Raw genomic sequence first — 21,159 nt, forward strand, 5'->3', positions numbered from 1 at the left:
CGTCGCGCCGCACAAGCGGCCACCGCGCACGGCAGGGCCGGCACCGCGGCGGCGATCACCTCCTCCCACGCGGCGACGGTCACCGTGGCCTGCCAGATCAGCACGCAGATCAGCCACCAGGCCGCCGCCTCCGCCACCACACCGCCGCGCCGCATCCGCACCTCCTGCCCCGGGGCCGCACATACCCGCTCGACCTGCGGGTACCCGGGGAAGTCGCGGCCAATCGCAGACTGCCGCCGACCCGGTACCCGGACGACGTTTGGTTCCCCCGATGCCCGGGTATCGGCGACGACGAGCGGTAATCGCGAGACGCAACTGCGCGGCGGAAGGAGAGGACGTGTCCTTGAGCGAGTGGATTTCGCCGTCGACGAACCCGACACCCACGGGTTCGGTGGTCGGCGTGCGAGTACTCGCACAAGCGCGCCAGTTGCTGATGCTGCGCGCCCTGGCCGAAACGGTCGCATTGATGGCCGAATTCGCGCTCGACGAGGTGACCGATATTCGCGTGGCGCTGGACGAGATCGCCACCGCACTGATCGAACGGGCCGTCGCCGGATCCTCGATCGAATGCGATTTCGGCTACGACGGTGACCGGATGTCGGTCGCGGTGACGGCGGTGGCGGTCACCCCCGAGGCGCTGCACCAGGACGGCCTCGGCTGGCACGTGCTGACCTCCATCACCGACTCGCTCGAGGCCACCACCGCACCTTTCGATTCGGAGGTCGCCGGTTATCCGGTGACGGTGGAATTCCGCCGAGTGCGCCGGCACGGTATCACCGCGTGAGCCGCGGCGATACCGCCGAATGTCACTTCGCCGGAGACAATTCGCGCATGGGGGTATCCAGTTCGCTGCGATAGAAGTCGATGAATCCTTCCGGATCGGGTCCGGCGTTCTGCATCACCAGATGGTCGAATCCGGCGTCCACATATTGCTGTGCCACTTCCAGATAGCGTTTCGGATCGGAGCCGCAGGCGAATTGCTCGAGAATATCGTCGCGGCGCACGGTCGACGTCGCGGCGTCGAAATTCACCGGATTCGGCAACTCGCTCATCACTTTCCATCCGGTGAGCGCCCAGCGGGAGGTTTCCAGTGCGGCCTGCGCCGCGGTCTGTTCGTCGGCGGCCCAGGCCATTCCGACTTCGGCGTAGCCGCCGCCGCGCCCACCGGCGCCTCGATAGGTATCCACCAGGTGCGCTTCCGGCTCGGTCGCGAACAGCCCGTCGCCGAGTTCGGCGGCGAGCCGGGCGGCGTCGGGACCGCCCGCGGCGACGATGATATCGGGCAGCCGCTCGGGCAGATCGAACACCCGCGCATCCGAAATCGACAGGTACTCACCGCGATACGTGCGATATCCGCCGCGCCACAGCAGCCGGATGATCTCGAGCGCCTCGCGCAACATGCGCTGGCGGATATCGATCGGCGGGAATTCCCGGCCCACCACATGTTCGTTGAGCCGCTCACCGGATCCGACGCCGAGATCGAAACGCCCGTCCGACACCAGCGCCAAGGTGGCGGCGGCCTGCGCCACGATGGCCGGGTGGTACCGGATGGTGGGGCAGGTGACACCGGTCACCAATCGGATGCGCTCGGTACGTTCGGCGATGGCACCGAACACCGTCCAGGTGAACGGGGAATGGCCCTGATTGTCGAGCCACGGGTGATAGTGATCGCTCATTTCCACGAAGTCGAATCCGGCCGCCTCGGCGCGAATCGCCTGTCGGATCAGGTCGCGCGGTCCGTAGGCTTCCGACGCCAGTTTGTAGCCGATCTGCATTGCGGGGCTCCTCACGTGCGTGGGACGAAGTCGATTCTCGGCTACCCAGCCGCGCGGTCCGCAACCGTATGCCGGCGGGCTATACAGACCGCTTCGTCTTTGTTAGAAAGGTGACAGCGGGATTTGCCTCGGGAAGCGGGGCAATTCACATGTCGATTTTCGCCTGGGAGATCGCACATGAAGACGAACGCCACATTCCGAATCGGTCATCACCGTTCCCTTCCCGTCCCGGGTCGCGCCGAGGCCCGGCTCAGTGCGGTCATGCGCACCCACGGGGCCGCGGTCGTCCTGTCGGTGCGCGGGGAGGCCGATGCGTGCACTCTCGATGACTGGCGACGTCTCATCCACGAGGGCGCGGCGCTGGCCGCGGCCCACGGCGGGCCATTGGTCGTCGATACCGGCGGGCTCGGATTCCTGGGCTGGCGCGCACTGGTGGTAGTGGCCGAGGAAGCCGCCGACCAGCGTGGACGTGGTGTCGCGATATGCCTGGTCAGCCGCACGCCGACGATCGCGCGGATGGCGGCGGTGGATCCACTGACCGCCGAGTTGGCCATTCACCCCACCGTCGTCGGCGCCTTGAGCAACCTGCCCGCCCCGCCCGCCGACGCGAAGTGAGCCGGCACAATCGTTGTCGGAGCCGCAAGATCGTCGTAGCGTCGCTGGGGTGAGTGTTCCTCAGCATCTGCCCGCCACCGCGGGCGAACTGCGCGCCGCCGGTCATCAGCCGCGCGGAGTGAAATCCGAAATCCGCGAGAATCTCCTCGCCGCATTGCGATCCGGGACCGATCCGTGGCCGGGAATCGTCGGCTTCGATCGCACCGTCGTCCCGCAACTGGAGCGGGCGCTGCTGGCCGGCCACGATGTGGTGCTGCTCGGTGAGCGCGGCCAGGGCAAGACCCGGTTGCTGCGCACCCTGGTCGGGTTGCTCGACGAATGGACGCCGGTGATCGACGGCGCCGAACTCGGCGAACATCCGCTGGCGCCGATCAGTCCGGCGGGCCGGCGGCTCGCGGCCGAACTGGGCGACGACCTGCCGGTGGCGTGGCGTCACCGCAGCGAACGCTACGCCGAGAAGCTCGCCACCCCCGACACCTCGGTCGGCGACCTGATCGGCGATGTCGACCCGGTGAAGGTGGCCGAGGGCCGCAGCCTGGGCGATCCGGAGACCATCCACTTCGGGCTGGTTCCGCGCGCCCATCGCGGCATCGTCGCCATCAACGAACTGCCCGACCTCGCCGAACGGATCCAGGTCGCGCTGCTGAACGTCATGGAGGAACGCGATATCCAGGTGCGCGGTTATACGCTGCGGCTGCCGCTGGATGTGCTGCTGGTGGCGACCGCCAACCCGGAGGACTACACCAACCGCGGCCGCATCATCACTCCGCTCAAGGACCGGTTCGGCGCCGAGATCCGCACCCACTATCCGCTCGACGTGGAGGCCGAGACCGCGCTGGTGCGCCAGGAGGCCGATCTGGTCGCCGAGGTCGGCGACCCCCTGCTCGAAGTGCTGGCGCGCTTCGTGCGCCAGCTGCGCGAATCGCCGGCCGTCGATCAGCGCTCCGGCGTCTCGGCGCGCTTCGCGGTGGCGGCGGCCGAGACGGTGGCCGCGGCCGCACTGCGCCGGACCGCGCTGACCGGTGAACATCCCGCCGTCGCCCGCCCGGTGGATCTGGAGTCGGTGCCCGCGGTGCTGCGCGGCAAGGTGGAATTCGAATCCGGTGAGGAGGGCCGCGAGACCGAGCATCTGACCCATCTGCTGCGCCGTGCCTTCGCCGAGACCGCACGCCGGCGCCTGGCCGGGGTGGATCTGCGGCCGCTGGCCGAGGCGGTGAGCGCGGGACATCCGGTCACCACCGGCGAACGGGTGCCGGGCCAGGAGGTGCTCTCGGCGCTGCCCGAGCTGCCGGTGCTGGCGCGGGTGGCCGAGCGGCTCGGCGCCGAGTCCACCGATTCGCCGGCGCGGATCGCCGCGACCGTCGAATTCGCTTTGGAGTCATTGTATTTGAGCCGCCAGCTGGCCAAGGACTCCGATGACGGCACGGCGACCTACGGCTCATGACGACCCCCGACCGCTATTCCTACGGGCCCTATCACGACGGTCCCGACCCGCTGGCGCCGCCGGTCGATCTGCGGGAGGCGCTGGACCTCATCGGCCGCGACGTGATGGACGGCAGCTCCCCGCGCACCGCCCTGGAGGAGCTGCTGCGCCGCGGTACCGGCCGCACGCCCGGCCTGGACGAGCTGACCCGGCGGTTGTGGCAGCGCCGCGCCGAGCTCACCCGGCAGCACCGCCTCGACGGCACCCTGCAACAGGTGCGCGAACTGCTCGACGAGGCGTTGGAGGCCGAACGGACCGCACTGTTCCCCGACCCCTCCGACGATGCCCGTTTCGCCGAGGCCGAACTCGACGCGCTGCCGTCGAGCACCGCCGCCGCGGTGACCGAACTCGCCGACTATCAGTGGCGTTCGGAGACGGGGCGCGCCAACTACGAGCGGATACGGGAACTGCTCGGCCGCGAACTGCTCGATTCCCGGTTCCAGGGCATGAAGCAGGCACTCGAGAATGCCACGCCCGAGGATGTCGAGCGGGTGCGGCAGATGATGTCGGATCTGAACCAGCTGCTGGCCGCCCACGCCCGCGGTGAGAACACCGAGCAGCAGTTCGCCGAGTTCATGGCCGAACACGGCGAGTTCTTTCCCGAAAACCCCCGCAACACCGAGGAATTGATCGATGCGCTGGCCGCGCGCGCGGCCGCCGCGCAGCGGATGATGAATTCGCTCTCGCCGCAGCAGCAGGCGGAGTTGAGCGAACTGATCGGCCAGGCCTTCGGCGATCCGCGTATCGCCGAACAGGTTTCGGCACTCGATGCCGCGTTGCGCGCACTGCGTCCCGGCGAGGATTGGGATTCGGGGCAGCGCTTCCGCGGCCAGGATCCGCTCGGTCTCGGCGAGGGCGCGCAGGCGATGCAGGATCTGGCCGAAATGGACGCACTGGCCGAACAACTCGGCCAGTCCTATCCCGGCGCCCGGCTCGAGGATATCGACCTCGACGCCCTTACTCGCCAGCTCGGCGCCGACGCCGCCGTCGATGCCGCCCGCCTGGCCGAACTGGAACGCGAACTGCGCCGCCAGGGCCTGTTCGAACGTGCCCCCGACGGGTCGCTTCGCTTGACGCCCAAGGCGTTACGCCGCCTCGGCGAGGTGGCGCTGCGCGATGTGATCGGGCGGTTGCGCGCGCAGCGCGGACAGCGCGAGACGGTGACCGCCGGAGCGGCCGGCGAACCGACGGGCGCGACGCGGCCGTGGCGCTTCGGCGACACCGAGCCGTGGGATGTGTCGAAAACCGTGCGCAACGCGGTCCTGCGGTCGGCGTCGACCGGCAGCCGCCGGGTGTCGCTGTCGGTCTCCGATGTCGAGATCACCGAAACCGATCAGCGGTCCCGCGCGGCGGTGGCCCTGTGCGTCGACACGTCGTGGTCGATGGTGCAGGACGGGCGCTGGCTGCCGATGAAGCGGACCGCGCTGGCCCTGCATCAGCTGATCAGCACCCGATTCCGTTCCGACGCACTGGAAGTCGTGACCTTCGGCCGTCACGCCACCACCGTCGACATCGCGGAGCTGACCGGCCTCGAAGCGGTCTGGGAACAGGGCACCAACCTGCACCACGCTCTGTTGCTCGCCGGCCGCCACCTGCGCCGCCACCCCGACGCGGTCCCGGTGGTCCTGGTGGTCACCGACGGCGAACCCACCGCGCACCTGGAGCCCGACGGCAGCTCGTACTTCAACTGGCCACCCGACCCCCGCACCCTCGCGGTCACCATGGCCCAGGTCGACGCTCTCGCGAAACTCGGCGCCTCGGTCTCGGTATTCATCCTCGGCGAAAACCCCAGGCTCGCAGCCTTCGTCGACCTGATGGCCCGCCGCAGCGGCGGCCGGGTCATCGCCCCGGATCTCGACGGCCTGGGCGCGGCGGTGGTCTCCGACTACCTCAGCGGGCGGCGCCGATAGGGCCAAGTCATCAACACCGAGAGTGGCTTCCGGCGAGCAGTCCGCCCTGTTGATCTGTTTCCGGCGTCCCGGAAGGGGAATTCGTCGCTACGTCGCCCGGTCGCCGCGGATTTCTCGTCGCGCCGACGACTTCGAAGTGTCTTCGGCGCGGTGGCCCGGCAGGGGCCGGGAGGAGTCTCGGACGGATGCAGACGGTGACGTATCTGTCGATCGGCGGGCTCTTGGTGGCGGGCGGAGCGGTTCTGGCATTCATCGCGGCGATCCGCGTGGCTCTGGAGCCTCGTCGGCTCTCGACGGGATTCGTTCTGTTGGCGGCGGTCACCCTGCTGGGCGTCGGCGGCGCGAGCGCGGTCGTAGTATTCGGCCCCGACGCGCCGTCGTCGTTCGGGGTGGTCGTGGTACTCACGGCTCCGTTCGCGGTGGCCGGTATCGCGTTGCTGGTCAACGGAATCGAGCTCATGTCACGGGAGGGGCTCGCGGCGACGACCGCGTTGCCGGTCGTGCTCGGGGCCGGCCTGATCGGCGCGGTGGCCGCGGTCGTCACGGTCGCGTCCGGTCCGGCGATGCCGAGCTGGGCCATCGGGGCCACGGTTCCGGTCGCCGCGGTCGCGGTCTATTTCGTGGCGCATCTGATCGCGTTCGGCGGCTACGCACTGATCTACGGCAGCCTGGCGGCTCGTCCGGAAGCCGATGCCGTGGTGATCCTCGGCTGTGGCCTGAATCGCAGATCTGTCACGCCGCTGCTGGCCGCGCGGCTGGACCGCGGTATCGATGCCTACCGCACCGCGCTGCGGTCCGGACGCCATCCGATCCTGGTCACCTGCGGTGGACAGGGGCCCGACGAGGCGACGACCGAGGCCGACGCGATGGCGCGCTACCTCACCGCGCGCGGCGTCAGCGGACACGCCATCGTCCGAGAACGGCACTCGCGCAACACCGCCGAGAATCTGCGTAATTGCCTGCGGGAATTGAACCGGCGCGGTATCGATCCGGAGCAACTTCGAATCACAGTGGTAACCAGCAACTTTCACGTTCTCCGGACAGCCGGGCTGACCCGCCGCCTCGGTATCGATGCCCAGGTCCTGGGATCTCGGACCGCCGCCTATTTCCTGCCCGCCGCGTTCTTGCGCGAATTCGTCGCGGTATTGGCGACCCATTACCGGCGCAGCCACATCACGGTCGCGGTCTCGCTTCTGGTCGTCCTGCTGGCCGTGATGGCCCTGCCCTGAACACAGGGCCGCGCTTCACCCCGTCCGCTCACACGTCGCCGTCGACCCTGCGCGCGTTCACATTCCGGGCGCGGCTTGGCCTGGTCCTACCTGGATGCCCACCACGCAGGTGTCGTCGTCGGTGTCGGCGTCACTGCTGTGGAGGAGGTCGTCGAGACGATTCACCAAGCTGCCGGAGAATGCCGCCGAGGTGGTGAGTAGGTGCTGCACGCAGTCGTCCAGGAGCCGGTCGCGCCGTTCGATGAGTCCGTCGGTGTAGAGCAGGAGGGTGTCGTCGGGTTGGAGTTGGAGTTCGGCTTCGTCGTAGGTCGCTTCCGCGACGGCACCGAGGATCATGCCCTTGATTTCGGGCAGGCTCGTGGCGCGAGACGCGCGCACGAGTACCGGTGGAGGGTGGCCGGCACGGGCCCAGCGCAACACGCGGGTGTGGGGATCGTAGAGGCCGACGACCGCAGTGGCGAGGATGTTCTCGGTCAGGTGGTGGGCGACGACGTTGAGCCAGGTGAGCATTTGGCCGGGGCCTGCGCCGGTGGCGGCGAGTCCGCGTAGCGCGTTGCGGAGCACGACCATGCCGGTCGCGGCTTTGATGCCGTGGCCGGCGATGTCGCCGACGGATATCAGGATCTCCTTGGTGGGCAACACGAGTGCGTCGTACCAATCGCCGCCCACGAGATGGTCTTGTTCGGCGGGTTGGTATCGCACCGCGATACTGAGTCCGAAGGCTTCGATCGCGGGCTGTTCGGCGGGCATGATCGCTTGCTGGAGTTGCCGCGCAAGCTGGCTCTGCTCGGCGGCGTGCTGTTCGGTGTCGACGAGGCGGTCGCGCGTGGCCGCCAGGGCGACCTCGGTCCAATGCTGTGCCGAAATGTCTTGGTAGGCACCGCGAATTGCGAGGAGTTGCCCCGCCGCGTCGAGTACCGGTTCGGCGACGATCCGAACGTGCCGGACGCCGCCGTCGGGGCGGATCAGGCGAAACGTGGTGGAGGCGGGGCGGTGATAGTGCAGGAGGGTTCGAAGGAAGGTTTCTACGGCGTCGGTGTCGTCGTGGTGGGTGTGGTGTGGAAGCCGCGCGAGCGGTATGGGGTCGGCGGTGGACCCCAATCCGTAGAGCGCGAAAAGCTGGCTGCTCCAGGTGATTTCGCCGGACGTTTCGTTTTCTTCGAACCCGCCGACGCGACCCAGCCGCTGGGCGTGCTGGAGCAGGGTGGCCAGTCGCGCTGTTTCGTCCTCGACGCGCCAGATCATGAGGAGGGCGTCGCCGTGGCGGATGATGCTGAGCGCGGCGGATACCGTCAGCGGGATCTGGTCCACCATTTCGGTCAGCGTGACACGATCGGCGCGGTAGGTCTCGCCGGTGGCGAAGACGTGCTCCGCGCGTTCGAACAGCCGGCCCTCTACCGCTGACATCGGGTACGCCTCCAGCAGAAGAGCACCGAGGACGAGGCCACGGGGGCGGCCGGCGGGGTCGATGAAGCACGTATTGAGATGGTGGATGCGAAAATCGGCCAGTGATCCGTTGTCGTCGAGGTGGGGCGACAACACGAGGGCCGGGTCGAACAGACCGTCCGCCAGCCGGATCAGGTCGGTGGTCTCGGGCTGGTCCGGCCGTCGTACCAGGCCGGCCAGGTCCGCCTCCAGAGGATGAGCGCACAGCTCTGCCAACGCCTCCAGCTGTCGCTGCACCCGGGGGGACTGCGGCTCGAGCGGTTGTGGCCAGCACACTTCCAGGACGCCGAGTAGTTTTCCTCCCGCTCCGGCCGGGATTGCTGCCCGGCCACCGTTGCGATCGCCGATCGACGGAAGTCCGGACCGCTGCAGATCTGCTACCCACACCGTGCGGCGATCGATCAGCGCTTGCCGGGCCGGGGTCGCGACGCCGGGCGGAACGTGGCGCCACCGCTCTGCCTCATGGGGGTCGATTCCCGCGAACCCGACGAGTGATAGTGAGCCATCGGTGTCGGCGGACCAGATCGCCACTGCCGTGGCGCCCAGGGGCGTCAGGGCGTGTTCGAAGACGGACTCCGCTACGCGCTGGGTGTCGCCAGCGGCGAGGACCGCGCTTTCGACGGTACGCAACCGCACTGCCGGCGAGGGCTCACCGAGGGTGGACGTACGCAGTAAGAACTGTGCCACGGTCGCGCTGACGTGATCTTGAGCCGCCTGATCGACCAGGTCGGCGGCGAGTTCGACGGGCGTGATGCCTGCTTGCCCGGCAAGTGCGTCGAGTTGGTGTGCAGCGTGCGCGGGTCCGCAGCTCAGTCGCTCGATCAGGATGCCCTTGGCCATCTCGATCAACGCGCGCCCGTCGGCGGTGGCCTGGGCCTGCTGAATCTGTTTGCGCAGCCGCTCCACGGTGGCCGCGAGACGATGGACTGCAGGCTCCGAAGCCGAGAGATCCGGTGCTCTCCCGGCGGCGACGCCGGGGTTGTCGGTGTCGGTCATCAGGCATCCAGGAGGCGCTGGATGCAGGTGAGCAACAGGTCCGAGTCCACGGGTTTGGTGACGTAGTCGTTGGCGCCGGACGCGAGGCTTTTCTCCCGGTCACCGAGCATGGCCTTGGCGGTCACGGCGATGATCGGCAGATGCTCGTACTGTGGCATGTCGCGGATCTTCGCCATGGCCGTGTAGCCGTCCATTCCGGGCATCATCACATCCATCAGGACCAGATCGGTCTCGGAATGGGCGATCAGTGTGTCGATCCCCTCGCGTCCGTCGTCGGCGTGCAGGACGTGGATGCCGTGCAGTTCGAGGATGCTGCTGAGAGCGAACAGATTACGGGCATCGTCGTCGACGATGAGAACGGTCCGTCCGGCGAGCTTGCCGTCGAATTGCTGTGGGGCGGAGGCTGTCTCGTCACGTCGGACCAACGGGAGCACGTCGCCGGGCGCCTCGGCGGCGACGTGCAAGGCGATTCGCTCGCGCAGTTCGTCGAGGCTGGACAGCAGCTCGAGCGACGGGCGCGTCGCACTGCTGTGCAGCAGCTGTTCGGTTCGCGCATCGATCCGGCGGAGGTGGGCGAGCACGGGGACGCTGCTCGATCCGGTGTCTCCGTTCATTGTTTCCAGTAAGCGCAGTGCGGCATTGTCGGGCATATCGAGCTCGAGTACCACGCAGTGGAATACCTCGGCGGCCATCGCCGCCGCTGCTTCTTCGACCCCGGCCGCGGTGACGATCTGGACGGGGCCGCGCGGATCGTTGTTGTCGGCGAGATCGGCGACCGCGTTCTGCGCGACCAGAGCCAGCAGGCCCTGGGGTCGTTCTTCCACGACGAGCAAGCGGCGCTGCTGCTGTGGCGTGGCGGGTGCGGGCGTCGATTCGGCCCGGCTGTCGGTGTGCTGAATGCCTTCACCGGCCGGGTCCGGCGGCTCCAGGAAGTCCGGCCGGGCGACCGGCAGATAGAGGGTGAACGTACTGCCGTGGCCGAGCGTGCTGTCGGCGGTGATCGCGCCGCCGAGCAGGTAGGCGATCTCACGGCTGATCGACAGGCCCAGGCCGGTGCCGCCGTATTTGCGGCTGGTGGTCCCGTCGGCTTGGTGGAATGCGCCGAAGATCGACTCCAGCTGATGGTCGGCGATCCCGATGCCGGTGTCGATCACGCGGAACGCGATGGCCTCACCGTGGCGGCGCACGGCAGCGGGCAACTCGCTCGCCTCGGCTGGTTCTATCCGCAGCTGAACGGATCCGGCCTCGGTGAACTTGACCGCATTGGACAGCAGATTGCGCAACACCTGCCGAAGACGCGAGTCGTCGGTGAACAGTTCGGCCGGCAGGCCCGGGGCGGTGGTCACGCGGAAGGCGAGACTTTTCTGCGTGGTCATCGGCCGGAAGGTCGCCTCGACGTATTCCAGCAGCTTGCGCACCGGCACCTGCTCGGGCGCAAGGTCCATCTTGCCCGCCTCCACCTTCGACAGGTCCAGGATGTCGTTGATCAGCTGGAGCAGGTCCGATCCCGCCGAGTGGATGATCCCCGCGTATTCGACCTGCTTGGGCGTCAGGTTGCGACTCGGGTTCTGGGCCAGCAGCTGCGCGAGGATCAGCAAACTGTTCAGCGGGGTCCGCAGCTCGTGGCTCATATTCGCCAGGAACTCCGATTTGTACTTCGAAGCGATCGTGAGCTGTTGAGCGCGGGTCTCCAGCTCCTGGCGCGCCTGCTCGATCTCGAGATTCTTGGCCTCGATATCGCGGTTCTGCGCGGCCAGCAGCGCGGCCTTGTCTTCGAGTTCGGCGTTGGACCGCTGCAACTCGTCCTGCTGGACCTGCAACTCCGCCGACCGGGTCTGCAACTCGGTGGTCAGCCGCTGCGACTCGACCAGGAGTTCACCGGTCCGGGCGTTGGCGATGATGGAATTGACGTTGACACCGACCGTTTCCATCAACTGGTCGAGGAAATCCCGGTGAATCGGGGTGAACGGATGCAGCGAGGCCAGCTCGATCACCCCGAGCACCTGGTCTTCGACAACGATCGGCAACACCAGAAGATCGACCGGTGCCGTCTGCCCCAGCCCGGATGAAATGGTGAGGTAGTCGCCGGGCACGTCGTTGACGGCGATCGTGCGGCGGCTGCGCGCGGCTTGCCCCACCAGCGATTGACCGAAGGCGAACCGCGCGGGTTCTCCTGGCACACCGGGATTGCCGTACGAGCTGATCTGCCGCAACTCGGGATGGTCGTTCGTGTCGTCGGCCAGGTAGAAGGCACCGAATTGGGCGGAGACCAGCGGCGCCAGCTCGTTCATGATCAGCTCGGCCACGACGTGCAAGTCGCGCTGGCCCTGCATGAGGCTCGAGATGCGCGCCAGATTCGTTTTCAGCCAATCCTGCTCTCGGTTGGCTTTCGTGGTCTCGCGCAGCGACTCCACCATCGAGTTGATGTTGTCCTTCAACTCCGCGACCTCACCGGACGCCTCGACAGCGATCGAACGAGTCAAATCGCCTTCCGCGACGGCGCTGGTGACGGCTGCGATCGCACGGACCTGCCGGGTCAGGTTGCCGGCCAGCTCGTTGACGTTCTCGGTGAGGCGTTTCCAGGTGCCCGACACGCCTTCCACCTCGGCTTGACCGCCCAGGCGGCCCTCCGAACCCACTTCCCGGGCCACACGCGTGACCTCGGCTGCGAAGGCGGAGAGTTGGTCGACCATGGTGTTGATCGTGGTCTTGAGTTCGAGGATCTCGCCGCGGGCGTCGACATCGATCTTGCGAGTCAGATCGCCCTGAGCGACCGCGGTCGTCACCTGGGCGATATTGCGAACCTGATTGGTGAGGTTGTTCGCCATCGAGTTGACGTTGTCGGTGAGGTCTTTCCAGGTACCGGCAACGTTGGGCACATGAGCCTGGCCCCCGAGCATGCCCTCGGTGCCCACCTCACGGGCCACGCGCGTCACCTCGTCGGCGAACGCGGACAGCGTGTCGACCATCGTGTTGATCACCCCGGCGAGCGCGGCGACCTCACCCTTCGCTTCCACGGTGATCTTCTGGCTCAGGTCTCCGCGGGCGACGGCGGTCGCGACCTGGGCGATCGAGCGGACCTGACCGGTCAGGTTGGAAGCCATCACGTTGACGTTGTCGGTCAGGTCTTTCCACGTGCCCGAGACGCCGCGCACAGTCGCCTGTCCGCCGAGGTTGCCCTCCGTGCCGACCTCGCGTGAGACGCGGGTGACCTCGTCGGCGAACGCCGACAGCTGGTCGACCATCGTATTGATGGTCTCCTTCAGCTCGAGGATCTCCCCGCGCGCGTCCACCCGGATCTTCTGGGTCAGATCCCCGCGAGCGACGGATGTGGTGACCTGGGCGATGGAGCGCACCTGCGCGGTCAGGTTGTCGGCCATCACGTTGACCGATTCGGTGAGGTCCTTCCACGTGCCGGAGACGCCCTTGACGTCTGCTTGGCCGCCCAGTCGGCCTTCGGTGCCCACTTCGCGGGAGACTCGGGTGACTTCGTCGGCGAAGGACGACAGCTGGTCGACCATCGTGTTGATGGTGTTCTTCAACTCCAGAATTTCACCGCGGGCATCGACGCGGATCTTCTGCGACAGATCGCCCTGCGCGACAGCCGTGGCGACATGGGCGATCGAGCGCACCTGCGCGGTCAGATTGCCGGCCATGAAATTCACCGAGTCCGTGAGGTCGCGCCACGTGCCGGAGACGCCCTTGACGTCTGCTTGGCCGCCCAGTCGGCCTTCGGTGCCCACTTCGCGGGAGACCCGGGTGACTTCGTCGGCGAAGGACGACAGTTGATCGACCATCGTGTTGATGGTGTTCTTCAACTCCAGAATCTCACCGCGCGCACTCACGGTGATCTTCTGGCCCAGGTCACCGCGCGCTACGGCGGTGGCGACCTGGGCGATGTCGCGTACCTGGCTGGTCAGGTTGCCCGCCATCGCGTTCACCGAGTCGGTGAGGTCCTTCCAGGTGCCGGAGACCTCGGGCACCTCGGCTTGACCGCCCAGGCGGCCGTCGGTGCCCACTTCGCGCGCGACCCGCGTGACCTCGGAAGTGAACAGCGACAACTGATCCACCATGCCGTTGAACACCGTCGCGATCTCGCCGAGCAACCCGTCGGTATCGGTCGGCAACCGCGTGCCGAAATCGCCGTCGCGCACCGCCGTCAACCCGGCCAGCAGCTGTCGTAACTCGACCTGATCGGGAACGGGAACACTGTGTACAGGTGCAGTTCGGGCGGATTCCGCCGTGTCTGTCATGCAATCCTCGCTGTGTCAACCCGACTCGGATACGAATCCGACCGTCGGGCCGCTGACCGGCGGTGCCTGTGCTGGCTTCTGAACACGAACGCACCAGTGAATCCTCGGACGATCAAAATATCACCCGGCGCGGCGGCGCCGCGCCCGACGAGAAGTCCCCGTCCACAGCGATGCATCGGCTCGGAACCGGCTCCCGGCGGTCATGACGCCTCGCTCGTCGCAATCGGGACGGCGAAGTGCACGATCGTTCCGTCGCGGTGGGTGTCTATCGTCAGCTGGGCAGCGACCCGGCGAATGATCTGCATGCCGCGGCCTCGATCGGACGTCTCGGAATCCGAAGCGGACTTCCACCTCCCGGTGTCCGCCACGACGATGTGCAGGCACCCCTGCCACCGCTCGCCGAGGAGCCGAATGCGTCCACCGTCTCCTCGGTGTCCGTGTTCGACAGAGTTCGTGCACGCTTCGATGACCGCCAAAATCACGTCGCTTGCCTGTACGGAACCGATCGAGAGGAACTGCAGCCAGTCTCGGAGAGCCCGGCGCACCACGTGCAGTCGGTCGGCGCGGGCGGGGAAGTCGATGTCGAGATCAGGGGAGCGCGAACGCGAAACGAAAGCGGCACACGGACAATCGAGTTCCTCGATGCGGCCTCGGGTTGTCATCGGGATGCATCACTCCATTCGTCACGGCCGCCGTTACCGGCTAGTGCATCGATTGCCGCGATTCCGGTCGCCAAACGCGGAAGTCGTTGTGGCCGTGGCGTTGCTTGTCATGGAGAGCCGCTGACGATGAGTGCGTCGACGAATGCGGCTGGGAGAGTGGCCGATCCGGCGGTCGGGGAGGCAGGCGCGTCGGTCGGCGGCCACTGCCGGCGGTAGCCGTTCTATTCGGAGGCCGAGACGTGGTGTTCGAGCCCGACCGCGGCGGTGAGTTCGGCGCGGTGCCGGCACAGGCGTGGATGTTCGTCGCCGAGTTCGCCCATGAGGTCGGCCAGCGCGTCGGCGACGGCGTTGAGTTTGTGCTGCACCGCCGCATTGGCGCGGGCTTGGGTGTTCTGCAGCAGCGCGACCAACAGAAACGTGATGATCGTGGTCACGGTGTTGATCACCAGCTGCCAGCTGTCCAGGCTGGGCAGCAGCACGAAACTGGGAACCCACACCAGCACCAGCAGCACGCAGAACGCGAAAAACATTGCCCGCGAAGCAACCCCGCATGCCGCGGTGGCGAAGCGGTCGAACGCGGACGGTCCGCTCGTCAGCTGCGATGGTCTCTTCGATCTCGGCGCTCGAGCGCGCGGCCCGCAGCCCTCGTCAATTGTCACTCTCGATCTCCTTCATCGGCGCGAGCCGACCGCAACGCGGGGATGCCACCGTGTCGTGGGGGCAGTAGTAGTGGGTGCGACCGGCCACGGGGCGTCCCAGCGCGCCGCACAGAGCCGGCGCCGCATTCGCCACGCCGGCGATGATGCGTATGGTCCACAAGCGCGATACCCGCGACCGGACAAGGCAAACGACCTCCCCCACGGCTGGGCCTCCGCCGCCGACGCCCCAAGACGCGCCCGCCACCAGCTTGTTCACAGCGACATCTCTCGCTCTCGGCGCCACGCGTATCCATTCCGCGTGCCGGGCAACCGGCGGGGCGAGCCCGCACGATGAAATATGGAGCGGTATAATAGATTTCCTCGCCGAGAGGCCCGGCGAAGCGTGAACAGATCAGGACGGACGGCGGAGGTGCACGCCTCGCGGGGCGGCGCGATTCGGCCGGTCGCATGCCGTGGTCGGGGCGCAGGGCCGCGCACAGGCTCACCCGCAACGGGTGAAGCGCTACCCGGGGGCCGGGGCGTGAACTTGTCGCATGCCGCGGTCGCTGCTGCCGGGAGGGAGCATGCGGTGGCGGAAAGCCGTTCGGAGGAAGCCGGACGCTGTCATCGAGGAGACGTCATGTCCGTGTGGGATGTGTTCTGGCTGATCATCATGAGTTTCGCGTTCGCCGCGTATCTGATGTTGCTGTTCTGGATCTTCACCGATCTGTTCCGGGATCACGGCACCTCGGGCTGGGTGAAGGCGATCTGGGTGGTGTTCCTGTTCGTACTGCCGCTGCTGACCTCGCTGGTGTATCTGATCGTGCGCGGAGGAGGCATGGCCCAGCGCTCGGCGCAAGCGGCGAAACAGGTAGAGCAGGCGCAGGACGCCTACATCAAGGAAGTGGCCGGAACCAGTTCGGCCGCCCAGATCGCCGACGCCAAACGACTCCTCGACGAGGGCACGATCACCGCAGAGGAATTCGACCGGCTGAAGACCCGAGCCCTGGCTTGAGCCGTAGGGCGCCGGCGATCGAGAGGCGGTGCGGTGCGCTACGAATTCTCCGTCGACGGCGAGCTGTCCGGCGACATCTGCGCCGAATTTCCCGAACTGGTCCGCAGCCCGGTGGCCGCGCCCGGGACCACCACGCTGTTCGGCCCGCTCGAGGACTACACCGCGATGCGCAGCGTGCTGGCGCGCATCGACGCCTTGGGACTGACTCTGATCGAGATGCGACGCCTGCCGGATTGAGGCGCGCCCTGTCGATGTGGCCGATCAGGATTGACCGTGTCCCACCTGCCGGCTGATCTGCCGCCATTCGCGTTCCCATTCGCCGGCCCGGCGCCGATCCAGCGCGTAACCGGCACCTCGGGCCAGCCCGTAGGCCAGTGCCCAGCAGGCGAGCAGGGCGGCGGTGCCGCTGGCGATGCCCTTGGCGACGGCGGCGTCGTCGGCGACCGGCGGCGTGGTGGGATCGCCCTGGCCGGTGAGCCACAACGGAATTCGGTCGCCGCGATGGGTGGTGCCGTCGACGTCGACCATCGCCTGGCCGGGATGCCCGTCCCGGCTCCACTGCGCCTGCGCGCGGAGCTGGTCGGCGAACATGCCGTTGGGCGCCGGCATCCGGATCGGATCGCTCGTAACCTCGGCTGTCACAGCCGTTTTCGTGGCGTTGTCGGCGTGGATGGCGGCGAGTTCGACCCGGTATTGCGCGGTGCCGGCGACGACGGCCAGCAGGACCGCGGCGAGCGCGCTCACTACCAGTGCGAGCCGCAGCGCCTGTTCGACACGGTCGGCAGGGCGCATCAACGGCGACCGCGTCCAGGGCGCGATCCGTCCGGCCCGCAGCACCGCGAAGGTAGTACGCACCATCTTCACTCTCCCACCACGACCGGCAGAGGCACGCCCGGAGGATAACCGTTCGCGGCCCCGGCAAACGGTGTTCGGAGTGGATCTTCGCCACGCTCGGCCGCAGGTTTGACCCGGATCTGCGGGGATATCGCTTGGTTGCGACCCGCATCGTGCGGGTGGTCCGGCAATTCGGAAGGAGCACGGTATGAGTGCCATCGATAAGGCCAAGAACAAGCTCGAGGACGCCGCCGGTCAGGCGAAGGAGAAGCTCGGCGCGGCCACGGGCGATCCGGACAAGAAGAACGAGGGCAAGGCCGACCAGACCAAGTCGAACCTGAAGGACGCGGGCGAGAAGGTCAAGGACGCCTTCGACCACTGATCCCGTCCGGATCCACCTCGTCGCGAGGCCCGGATCGGTGCAGCCCATGCGCCCGGTCCGGGCCTCGCCGCGTTCGGGGTCGGTCCGGGCGCACGCGCTGGAGCTGGGCTTACGCCGTTTCGGCTGTACAGACCGCTGCGTCTCTGTTATGAAGGTAGGGCGGGTCGATCTTCATGTGGTAGGACGCCCGCAGCGGGCTCGTGCCCGTTGCCCTCGGCTCCGGTTGGAGACCTCAATGAGCTCGAGCGCCGAATTACGTCCCATACCCCCCGCCGAGGAAGCCGGCGCCGTCCATGTCGCCGAGGCGCGTCTGTCGGCAGTCGTACGCAGTCGCGGGCCGGCGTTGGTGCTGTCGTTCCGCGGTGAGGCCGACAGCTACACGATGTCCGGATGGAGCGAACGCATCCGCTCCGCCGCCGACAGCGGTGTGCGCATCGTCGTCGTCGACACCAACTGCCTCAGCTTCCTGTCCTGGCGCGCACTCCTGACGCTGGCCCGCGAGGCGCAGCGCTACCGGTCCCTCGGCGTGCATCTGTGCCTGGTCACCCAGTCGCAGACGATCATGCGAATCGCCGCGCTGGATGAGCAGACCCGGCAACTGCCCATCCATTTGACGGTCGTGAGCGCCGTCAGCCGCGCCACCTACGACGCGGCCGGGCCCGCGATCGCCGCCACCCCCGGTTGAGCCGCTACTCGTCGGGGAGCGGAAAGTAGGAGTCGTCGTCGGTACCGGATTCGCGCCGCACGATCTCCTCGACGGCTTCGGTGTCACTGGGTCCACCGGGTGACCCGGTGCGGATCGAATCCAGGCCCTCGGTCGCACCGGATTCCGGCAGCGTCGGCTCGGCGGAAGGCATGGTCCCCACGTCCGGTTCCTCTTCGGCCAGTCGTTGGGACAGTGGGCGTTCCGTGCGCTGTTCGCCGGCCGTCATGCCGTAGCTGTCGACGCCCGACCAATCGTCGGGCGGTTCCACGATCTCGTCGCCGTCGTCGTTGCCCACATCGTCGGAATCCAGTCCCTCGGTCGAGGTGAGCAGATCTTCGTCGGGTTCGTTTGCAGCCATGTGCTTCGCGTGCCCGCAATCGCCCGCGGCAAACCGCCGCCGGCGCGCCCGATTCGTTTGGCCACCCATGCGGCGGGTAGGCCGACGGTGGCCGTATCCAGCACAGATGCAGATCGAGGTGACACGATGAAAGCAGTGACGTGGCAGGGCCGCCGCAAGGTTTCGGTGGACGAGGTGCCCGACCCGCGGATCGAGCAACCGACCGATGCCATCATCGCCGTGACCTCCTCCGGAGTGTGCGGGTCGGATCTGCACCTGTACGAGGTGCTCGGCCCGTACATGAGCGCCGGTGACGTGCTCGGCCACGAACCGATCGGGGTCGTGGTCGACGTCGGCTCGGAAGTGCGGTCGCTGGCGGTGGGCGATCGAGTGGTCGTGCCGTTCCAGATCGCGTGCGGGCACTGTGTCATGTGTGATACCGGCTTGCCGACGCAGTGCGAGACCACGCAGGTGCGCGAATACGGCAGCGGCGCAGCCTTGTTCGGCTATTCCAAGCTCTACGGGCAGGTGCCCGGCGCCCAGGCGCAGTACCTGCGGGTTCCGCATGCCGATTTCACCCACATCCCGATTCCGGCCGGTCCGGACGACAGCCGCTTCCTGTATCTGTCGGATGTCCTGCCGACGGCGTGGCAGGCGGTGGAATACGCCGGTGTGCCCGACGGGGGCTCGGTGGTGGTGCTGGGACTGGGCCCGATCGGGGATATGGCGTGCCGGATCGCGGCCCATCGGGGATATCGGGTGATCGGTGTCGATCGGGTGCCGGAACGACTGCGCCGGGTGGCCGATCGCGGTATCGAGGTGGTCGACCTGGAACAGATCGGCGCCTCGATCGGGGATGTCATCCGCGACCGCACCGACGGACGGGGCTCCGACAGCGTGATCGACGCGGTGGGTATGGAGGCCCACGGGTCGCCCGTCGCGGAGTTGGCGCAGCGTTCGGCCGGCTATCTGCCGTCGATGGTGTCGCAGAAGCTGATGGACACCGTCGGTGTGGACCGCCTGGCGGCATTGAACAGCGCGATCGATATCGTGCGCCGCGGCGGCACCATATCGCTGTCCGGGGTCTACGGCGGCATGGCCGACCCGTTGCCGATGCGCATCCTGTTCGACAAGCAGATTCAGCTGCGGATGGGTCAGGCCAACGTCAAGCGGTGGGTCGGCGACATTCTTCCGCTGTTGCGGGACGGTGATCCGCTCGGTGTGGAAACGTTTGCCACTCATCGGCTTCCGCTGTCGGAGGCGCCGCGGGTGTATCACGACTTCCAGCGCAAGGCCGACGGCATGGTGAAGGTGGTGCTCGACCCGGCGGCCGCGTGAGCGCGCGGTGCGATCGGAGCCGCAATGCCCGAAATGACCGGTGCCGCAAAATATTTCAGGGTCCGACCAGGACGTACGCAATCGTTCGGGAGCCCGGTGCATAGACCCGGGAGGCCCGGGTAGTGCCTCTGATGTGACCGGGAAGTACGCCGGTCGCGATCGAGAACAGTCCCTACTGCGAAGGAGGTCCGCAATGGCCGACCAGAACAATCCCGGACAGTTCGGCAACCGCAGCGACACCGAGGAACAGGCTCGCCGCGGCGGCCAGGCCAGCACGGGTAGCTTCGGCCGGCGCAACGCCGCCGATCCGCACGAAGCGGGGCGCAAGGGCGCCCAGGCGCAGCCGACCGCGGCCAAGCAGGCCGGTGGTCAGCACAGTCACGGCGGTCGCTGACCCGAATCGCGACACACGGACTCGAGCGCGTAGGCCGGATCACGGATCCGGCCTACGCGGCTGTCGGGACCAGTGCGGCGTGACGTTTCGGCGGGCGTGTGTGACAACGTTCGGGCTCGCTTTTCGCCTTGTGGGATATCGAAGAGGGAGCCGAGCAGCTATCACCGATTACGGCGGCGGCAGCTATCGGATATCGACTGTTCGCAGCGGCGCCGATCGCGGAATTCCGACCTTCTCGAGATTGTTCCACTTTTGTGGTTAACATCTGGCACCCGGACTTCGATGCTAAATATGTCGTTGATTGTGACGGCAGCGATCGGCCGGTTCCAACGGCTCGGATCGGGTATCACGCGTTCGGTCGCGAGCATCGGCGCTCGGTGGCATGAGGATTGACCAGGCGGTTCGGCAATATTGCCGATTCTCCCCGCAGGTAACGACTATCCCGCGAAACGAAACGGTGTGCGATGGACATCGATCAGCGTTACCGTCAGAGTAGTTCGACCACCATCACGGCGGCGGAACTGGCTACCTTGCTGCACAAGTCCGCGGCGGGGGACGCCGAATCCTTCGCGGCCTTCTATCGCAGCACCAACGCCCGCCTGATGGCCCGGTTGACCGCGATTCTGCGCAGTCCCGGCTTGGCTCAGGAAGTGAGCCAGGAGGTCTATCTGCAGGCGTGGTCCGCGGCCGGCGATTACGACGCGGGGCGGGCCAGTCCGATGGCCTGGCTGATGATGTTCGCGCACCGGCGTGCGGTCGACCGGGTGCGCTCGGAACAATCGCTGGCGGATCGGGAGCGCGCGTTCGGTCGCGGTCAGTATCAGCCCGAATGTGATGTGGTGTTCGACGAGGTGACGCAGCGGCTGGACGAGCGGTCGGTCGCGGGGGAGGTGCACCGGCTGGGGCATCGGCAGCGGGAGGCGATTCTGCTCGCGTTCTACGGGGGTCGCACCTATCCGGAGGTGGCGCAGGATCTGGGGATCCCGCTGCCCACCGCGAAGGCCCGGATCCGGGCCGGATTGAAAACGCTCGGTTCCAGACTTTCCGAGAAGTCGCGCGACGAGAAGAAGTGAGGGCGGCCGCTTCCCGGTAGTTGGCGTTTCTACCCCCTAGGGGTATATTGCGAGGTGTCGTCCCATTGACGGC

Annotated in this window: 19 protein-coding genes; 12 read left to right on the top strand and 7 right to left on the bottom strand. The window is 67.4% G+C overall.

The features are described 5' to 3' along the window. Window positions 1-337: 337 nt before the first annotated feature. Window positions 338-784: an ATP-binding protein gene (locus NK1_RS05935; RefSeq protein WP_245660364.1), complete on the top strand. Its 447-nt coding sequence runs from the start codon at window positions 338-340 to the stop codon at window positions 782-784. 22 nt (window positions 785-806) lie between these two features. On the opposite strand, the gene NK1_RS05940 is transcribed toward NK1_RS05935, so the two are convergent. After that, window positions 807-1,775 (bottom strand): TIGR03557 family F420-dependent LLM class oxidoreductase, encoded by a 969-nt coding sequence (locus NK1_RS05940; protein ID WP_063007569.1) that lies wholly within the window; start codon window positions 1,773-1,775, stop codon window positions 807-809. Window positions 1,776-1,952: 177 nt separating this feature from the next. On the opposite strand from NK1_RS05940, the gene NK1_RS05945 reads away from it, so the two are divergent. The 4 genes from NK1_RS05945 to NK1_RS05960 all read left to right on the top strand — a co-directional run bounded on the left by NK1_RS05945 (window position 1,953) and on the right by NK1_RS05960 (window position 7,012). Continuing rightward, window positions 1,953-2,390 carry an STAS domain-containing protein gene (locus tag NK1_RS05945; RefSeq protein ID WP_063007570.1) on the top strand — a complete coding sequence of 146 codons (438 nt, stop codon included), beginning with the start codon at window positions 1,953-1,955 and terminating at the stop codon, window positions 2,388-2,390. Window positions 2,391-2,439: 49 nt separating this feature from the next. Next, a complete protein-coding gene (locus NK1_RS05950) occupies window positions 2,440-3,834 on the top strand; it encodes an ATP-binding protein (protein WP_063007571.1) in 1,395 nt (464 codons plus the stop codon). Then, a complete protein-coding gene (locus NK1_RS05955) occupies window positions 3,831-5,783 on the top strand; it encodes a VWA domain-containing protein (RefSeq protein ID WP_063007572.1) in 1,953 nt (650 codons plus the stop codon). Before NK1_RS05950 ends, NK1_RS05955 begins: the two co-directional genes overlap by 4 nt. Window positions 5,784-5,968: 185 nt before the next feature. Beyond that, a complete protein-coding gene (locus NK1_RS05960) occupies window positions 5,969-7,012 on the top strand; it encodes a YdcF family protein (RefSeq protein WP_063007573.1) in 1,044 nt (347 codons plus the stop codon). Window positions 7,013-7,069: 57 nt separating this feature from the next. Here the strand turns inward: NK1_RS05960 and NK1_RS05965 are convergent, their stop codons facing one another. From NK1_RS05965 to NK1_RS05980, 4 genes are all read right to left on the bottom strand, one after another. After that, window positions 7,070-9,454 carry a SpoIIE family protein phosphatase gene (locus tag NK1_RS05965; protein WP_063007574.1) on the bottom strand — a complete coding sequence of 795 codons (2,385 nt, stop codon included), beginning with the start codon at window positions 9,452-9,454 and terminating at the stop codon, window positions 7,070-7,072. Then, window positions 9,454-13,707, bottom strand: coding sequence for a HAMP domain-containing protein (locus NK1_RS05970; RefSeq protein ID WP_063007575.1), 4,254 nt, complete (start codon window positions 13,705-13,707; stop codon window positions 9,454-9,456). Before NK1_RS05970 ends, NK1_RS05965 begins: the two co-directional genes overlap by 1 nt. Before the next feature lie 200 nt (window positions 13,708-13,907). Continuing rightward, window positions 13,908-14,369 carry an ATP-binding protein gene (locus NK1_RS36145; RefSeq protein WP_084460623.1) on the bottom strand — a complete coding sequence of 154 codons (462 nt, stop codon included), beginning with the start codon at window positions 14,367-14,369 and terminating at the stop codon, window positions 13,908-13,910. A gap of 221 nt (window positions 14,370-14,590) precedes the next feature. Further along, window positions 14,591-15,022 carry a low affinity iron permease family protein gene (locus tag NK1_RS05980; protein ID WP_245660376.1) on the bottom strand — a complete coding sequence of 144 codons (432 nt, stop codon included), beginning with the start codon at window positions 15,020-15,022 and terminating at the stop codon, window positions 14,591-14,593. Between the two features lie 625 nt (window positions 15,023-15,647). Between NK1_RS05980 and NK1_RS05985 the strand changes: the two genes are divergently transcribed. Further along, window positions 15,648-16,022 (top strand): SHOCT domain-containing protein, encoded by a 375-nt coding sequence (locus tag NK1_RS05985; protein ID WP_063007578.1) that lies wholly within the window; start codon window positions 15,648-15,650, stop codon window positions 16,020-16,022. A 33-nt stretch (window positions 16,023-16,055) separates the two neighbouring features. Further along, window positions 16,056-16,259 carry a DUF8691 family protein gene (locus NK1_RS05990; protein WP_063007579.1) on the top strand — a complete coding sequence of 68 codons (204 nt, stop codon included), beginning with the start codon at window positions 16,056-16,058 and terminating at the stop codon, window positions 16,257-16,259. 24 nt (window positions 16,260-16,283) lie between these two features. Here NK1_RS05990 and NK1_RS05995 read toward each other — a convergent pair whose 3' ends face one another. Continuing rightward, on the bottom strand, window positions 16,284-16,880 hold the full coding sequence (locus tag NK1_RS05995) for an Rv1733c family protein (protein ID WP_157104098.1): 597 nt from the start codon (window positions 16,878-16,880) through the stop codon (window positions 16,284-16,286). 184 nt (window positions 16,881-17,064) lie between these two features. On the opposite strand from NK1_RS05995, the gene NK1_RS06000 reads away from it, so the two are divergent. Together NK1_RS06000 and NK1_RS06005 are read left to right on the top strand one after the other, a co-directional pair. Then, entirely contained in the window at window positions 17,065-17,238 is a 174-nt protein-coding gene (locus NK1_RS06000; RefSeq protein ID WP_030518399.1) for a CsbD family protein, read from the top strand. Between the two features lie 235 nt (window positions 17,239-17,473). Further along, window positions 17,474-17,923 carry an STAS domain-containing protein gene (locus tag NK1_RS06005; RefSeq protein WP_063007581.1) on the top strand — a complete coding sequence of 150 codons (450 nt, stop codon included), beginning with the start codon at window positions 17,474-17,476 and terminating at the stop codon, window positions 17,921-17,923. A gap of 4 nt (window positions 17,924-17,927) precedes the next feature. Here NK1_RS06005 and NK1_RS06010 read toward each other — a convergent pair whose 3' ends face one another. Continuing rightward, window positions 17,928-18,302, bottom strand: a complete 375-nt coding sequence (locus NK1_RS06010) for a hypothetical protein (protein ID WP_063007582.1) — start codon at window positions 18,300-18,302, stop codon at window positions 17,928-17,930. Window positions 18,303-18,428: 126 nt separating this feature from the next. Between NK1_RS06010 and NK1_RS06015 the strand changes: the two genes are divergently transcribed. The 3 genes from NK1_RS06015 (at window position 18,429) to NK1_RS06025 (ending at window position 21,086) form a co-directional block, all read left to right on the top strand. Continuing rightward, window positions 18,429-19,619: an alcohol dehydrogenase catalytic domain-containing protein gene (locus NK1_RS06015; RefSeq protein WP_063007583.1), complete on the top strand. Its 1,191-nt coding sequence runs from the start codon at window positions 18,429-18,431 to the stop codon at window positions 19,617-19,619. 193 nt (window positions 19,620-19,812) lie between these two features. Next, complete coding sequence (locus tag NK1_RS06020; protein ID WP_036504209.1) at window positions 19,813-20,013, top strand: hypothetical protein; 201 nt, start codon at window positions 19,813-19,815, stop codon at window positions 20,011-20,013. A 464-nt stretch (window positions 20,014-20,477) separates the two neighbouring features. Further along, window positions 20,478-21,086 (top strand): sigma-70 family RNA polymerase sigma factor, encoded by a 609-nt coding sequence (locus NK1_RS06025; RefSeq protein ID WP_036504207.1) that lies wholly within the window; start codon window positions 20,478-20,480, stop codon window positions 21,084-21,086. Window positions 21,087-21,159 lie beyond the last annotated feature (73 nt).

Source organism: Nocardia kruczakiae NBRC 101016 (genome assembly GCF_001612965.1).
GTDB classification, from domain to species: Bacteria; Actinomycetota; Actinomycetes; order Mycobacteriales; family Mycobacteriaceae; genus Nocardia; species Nocardia kruczakiae.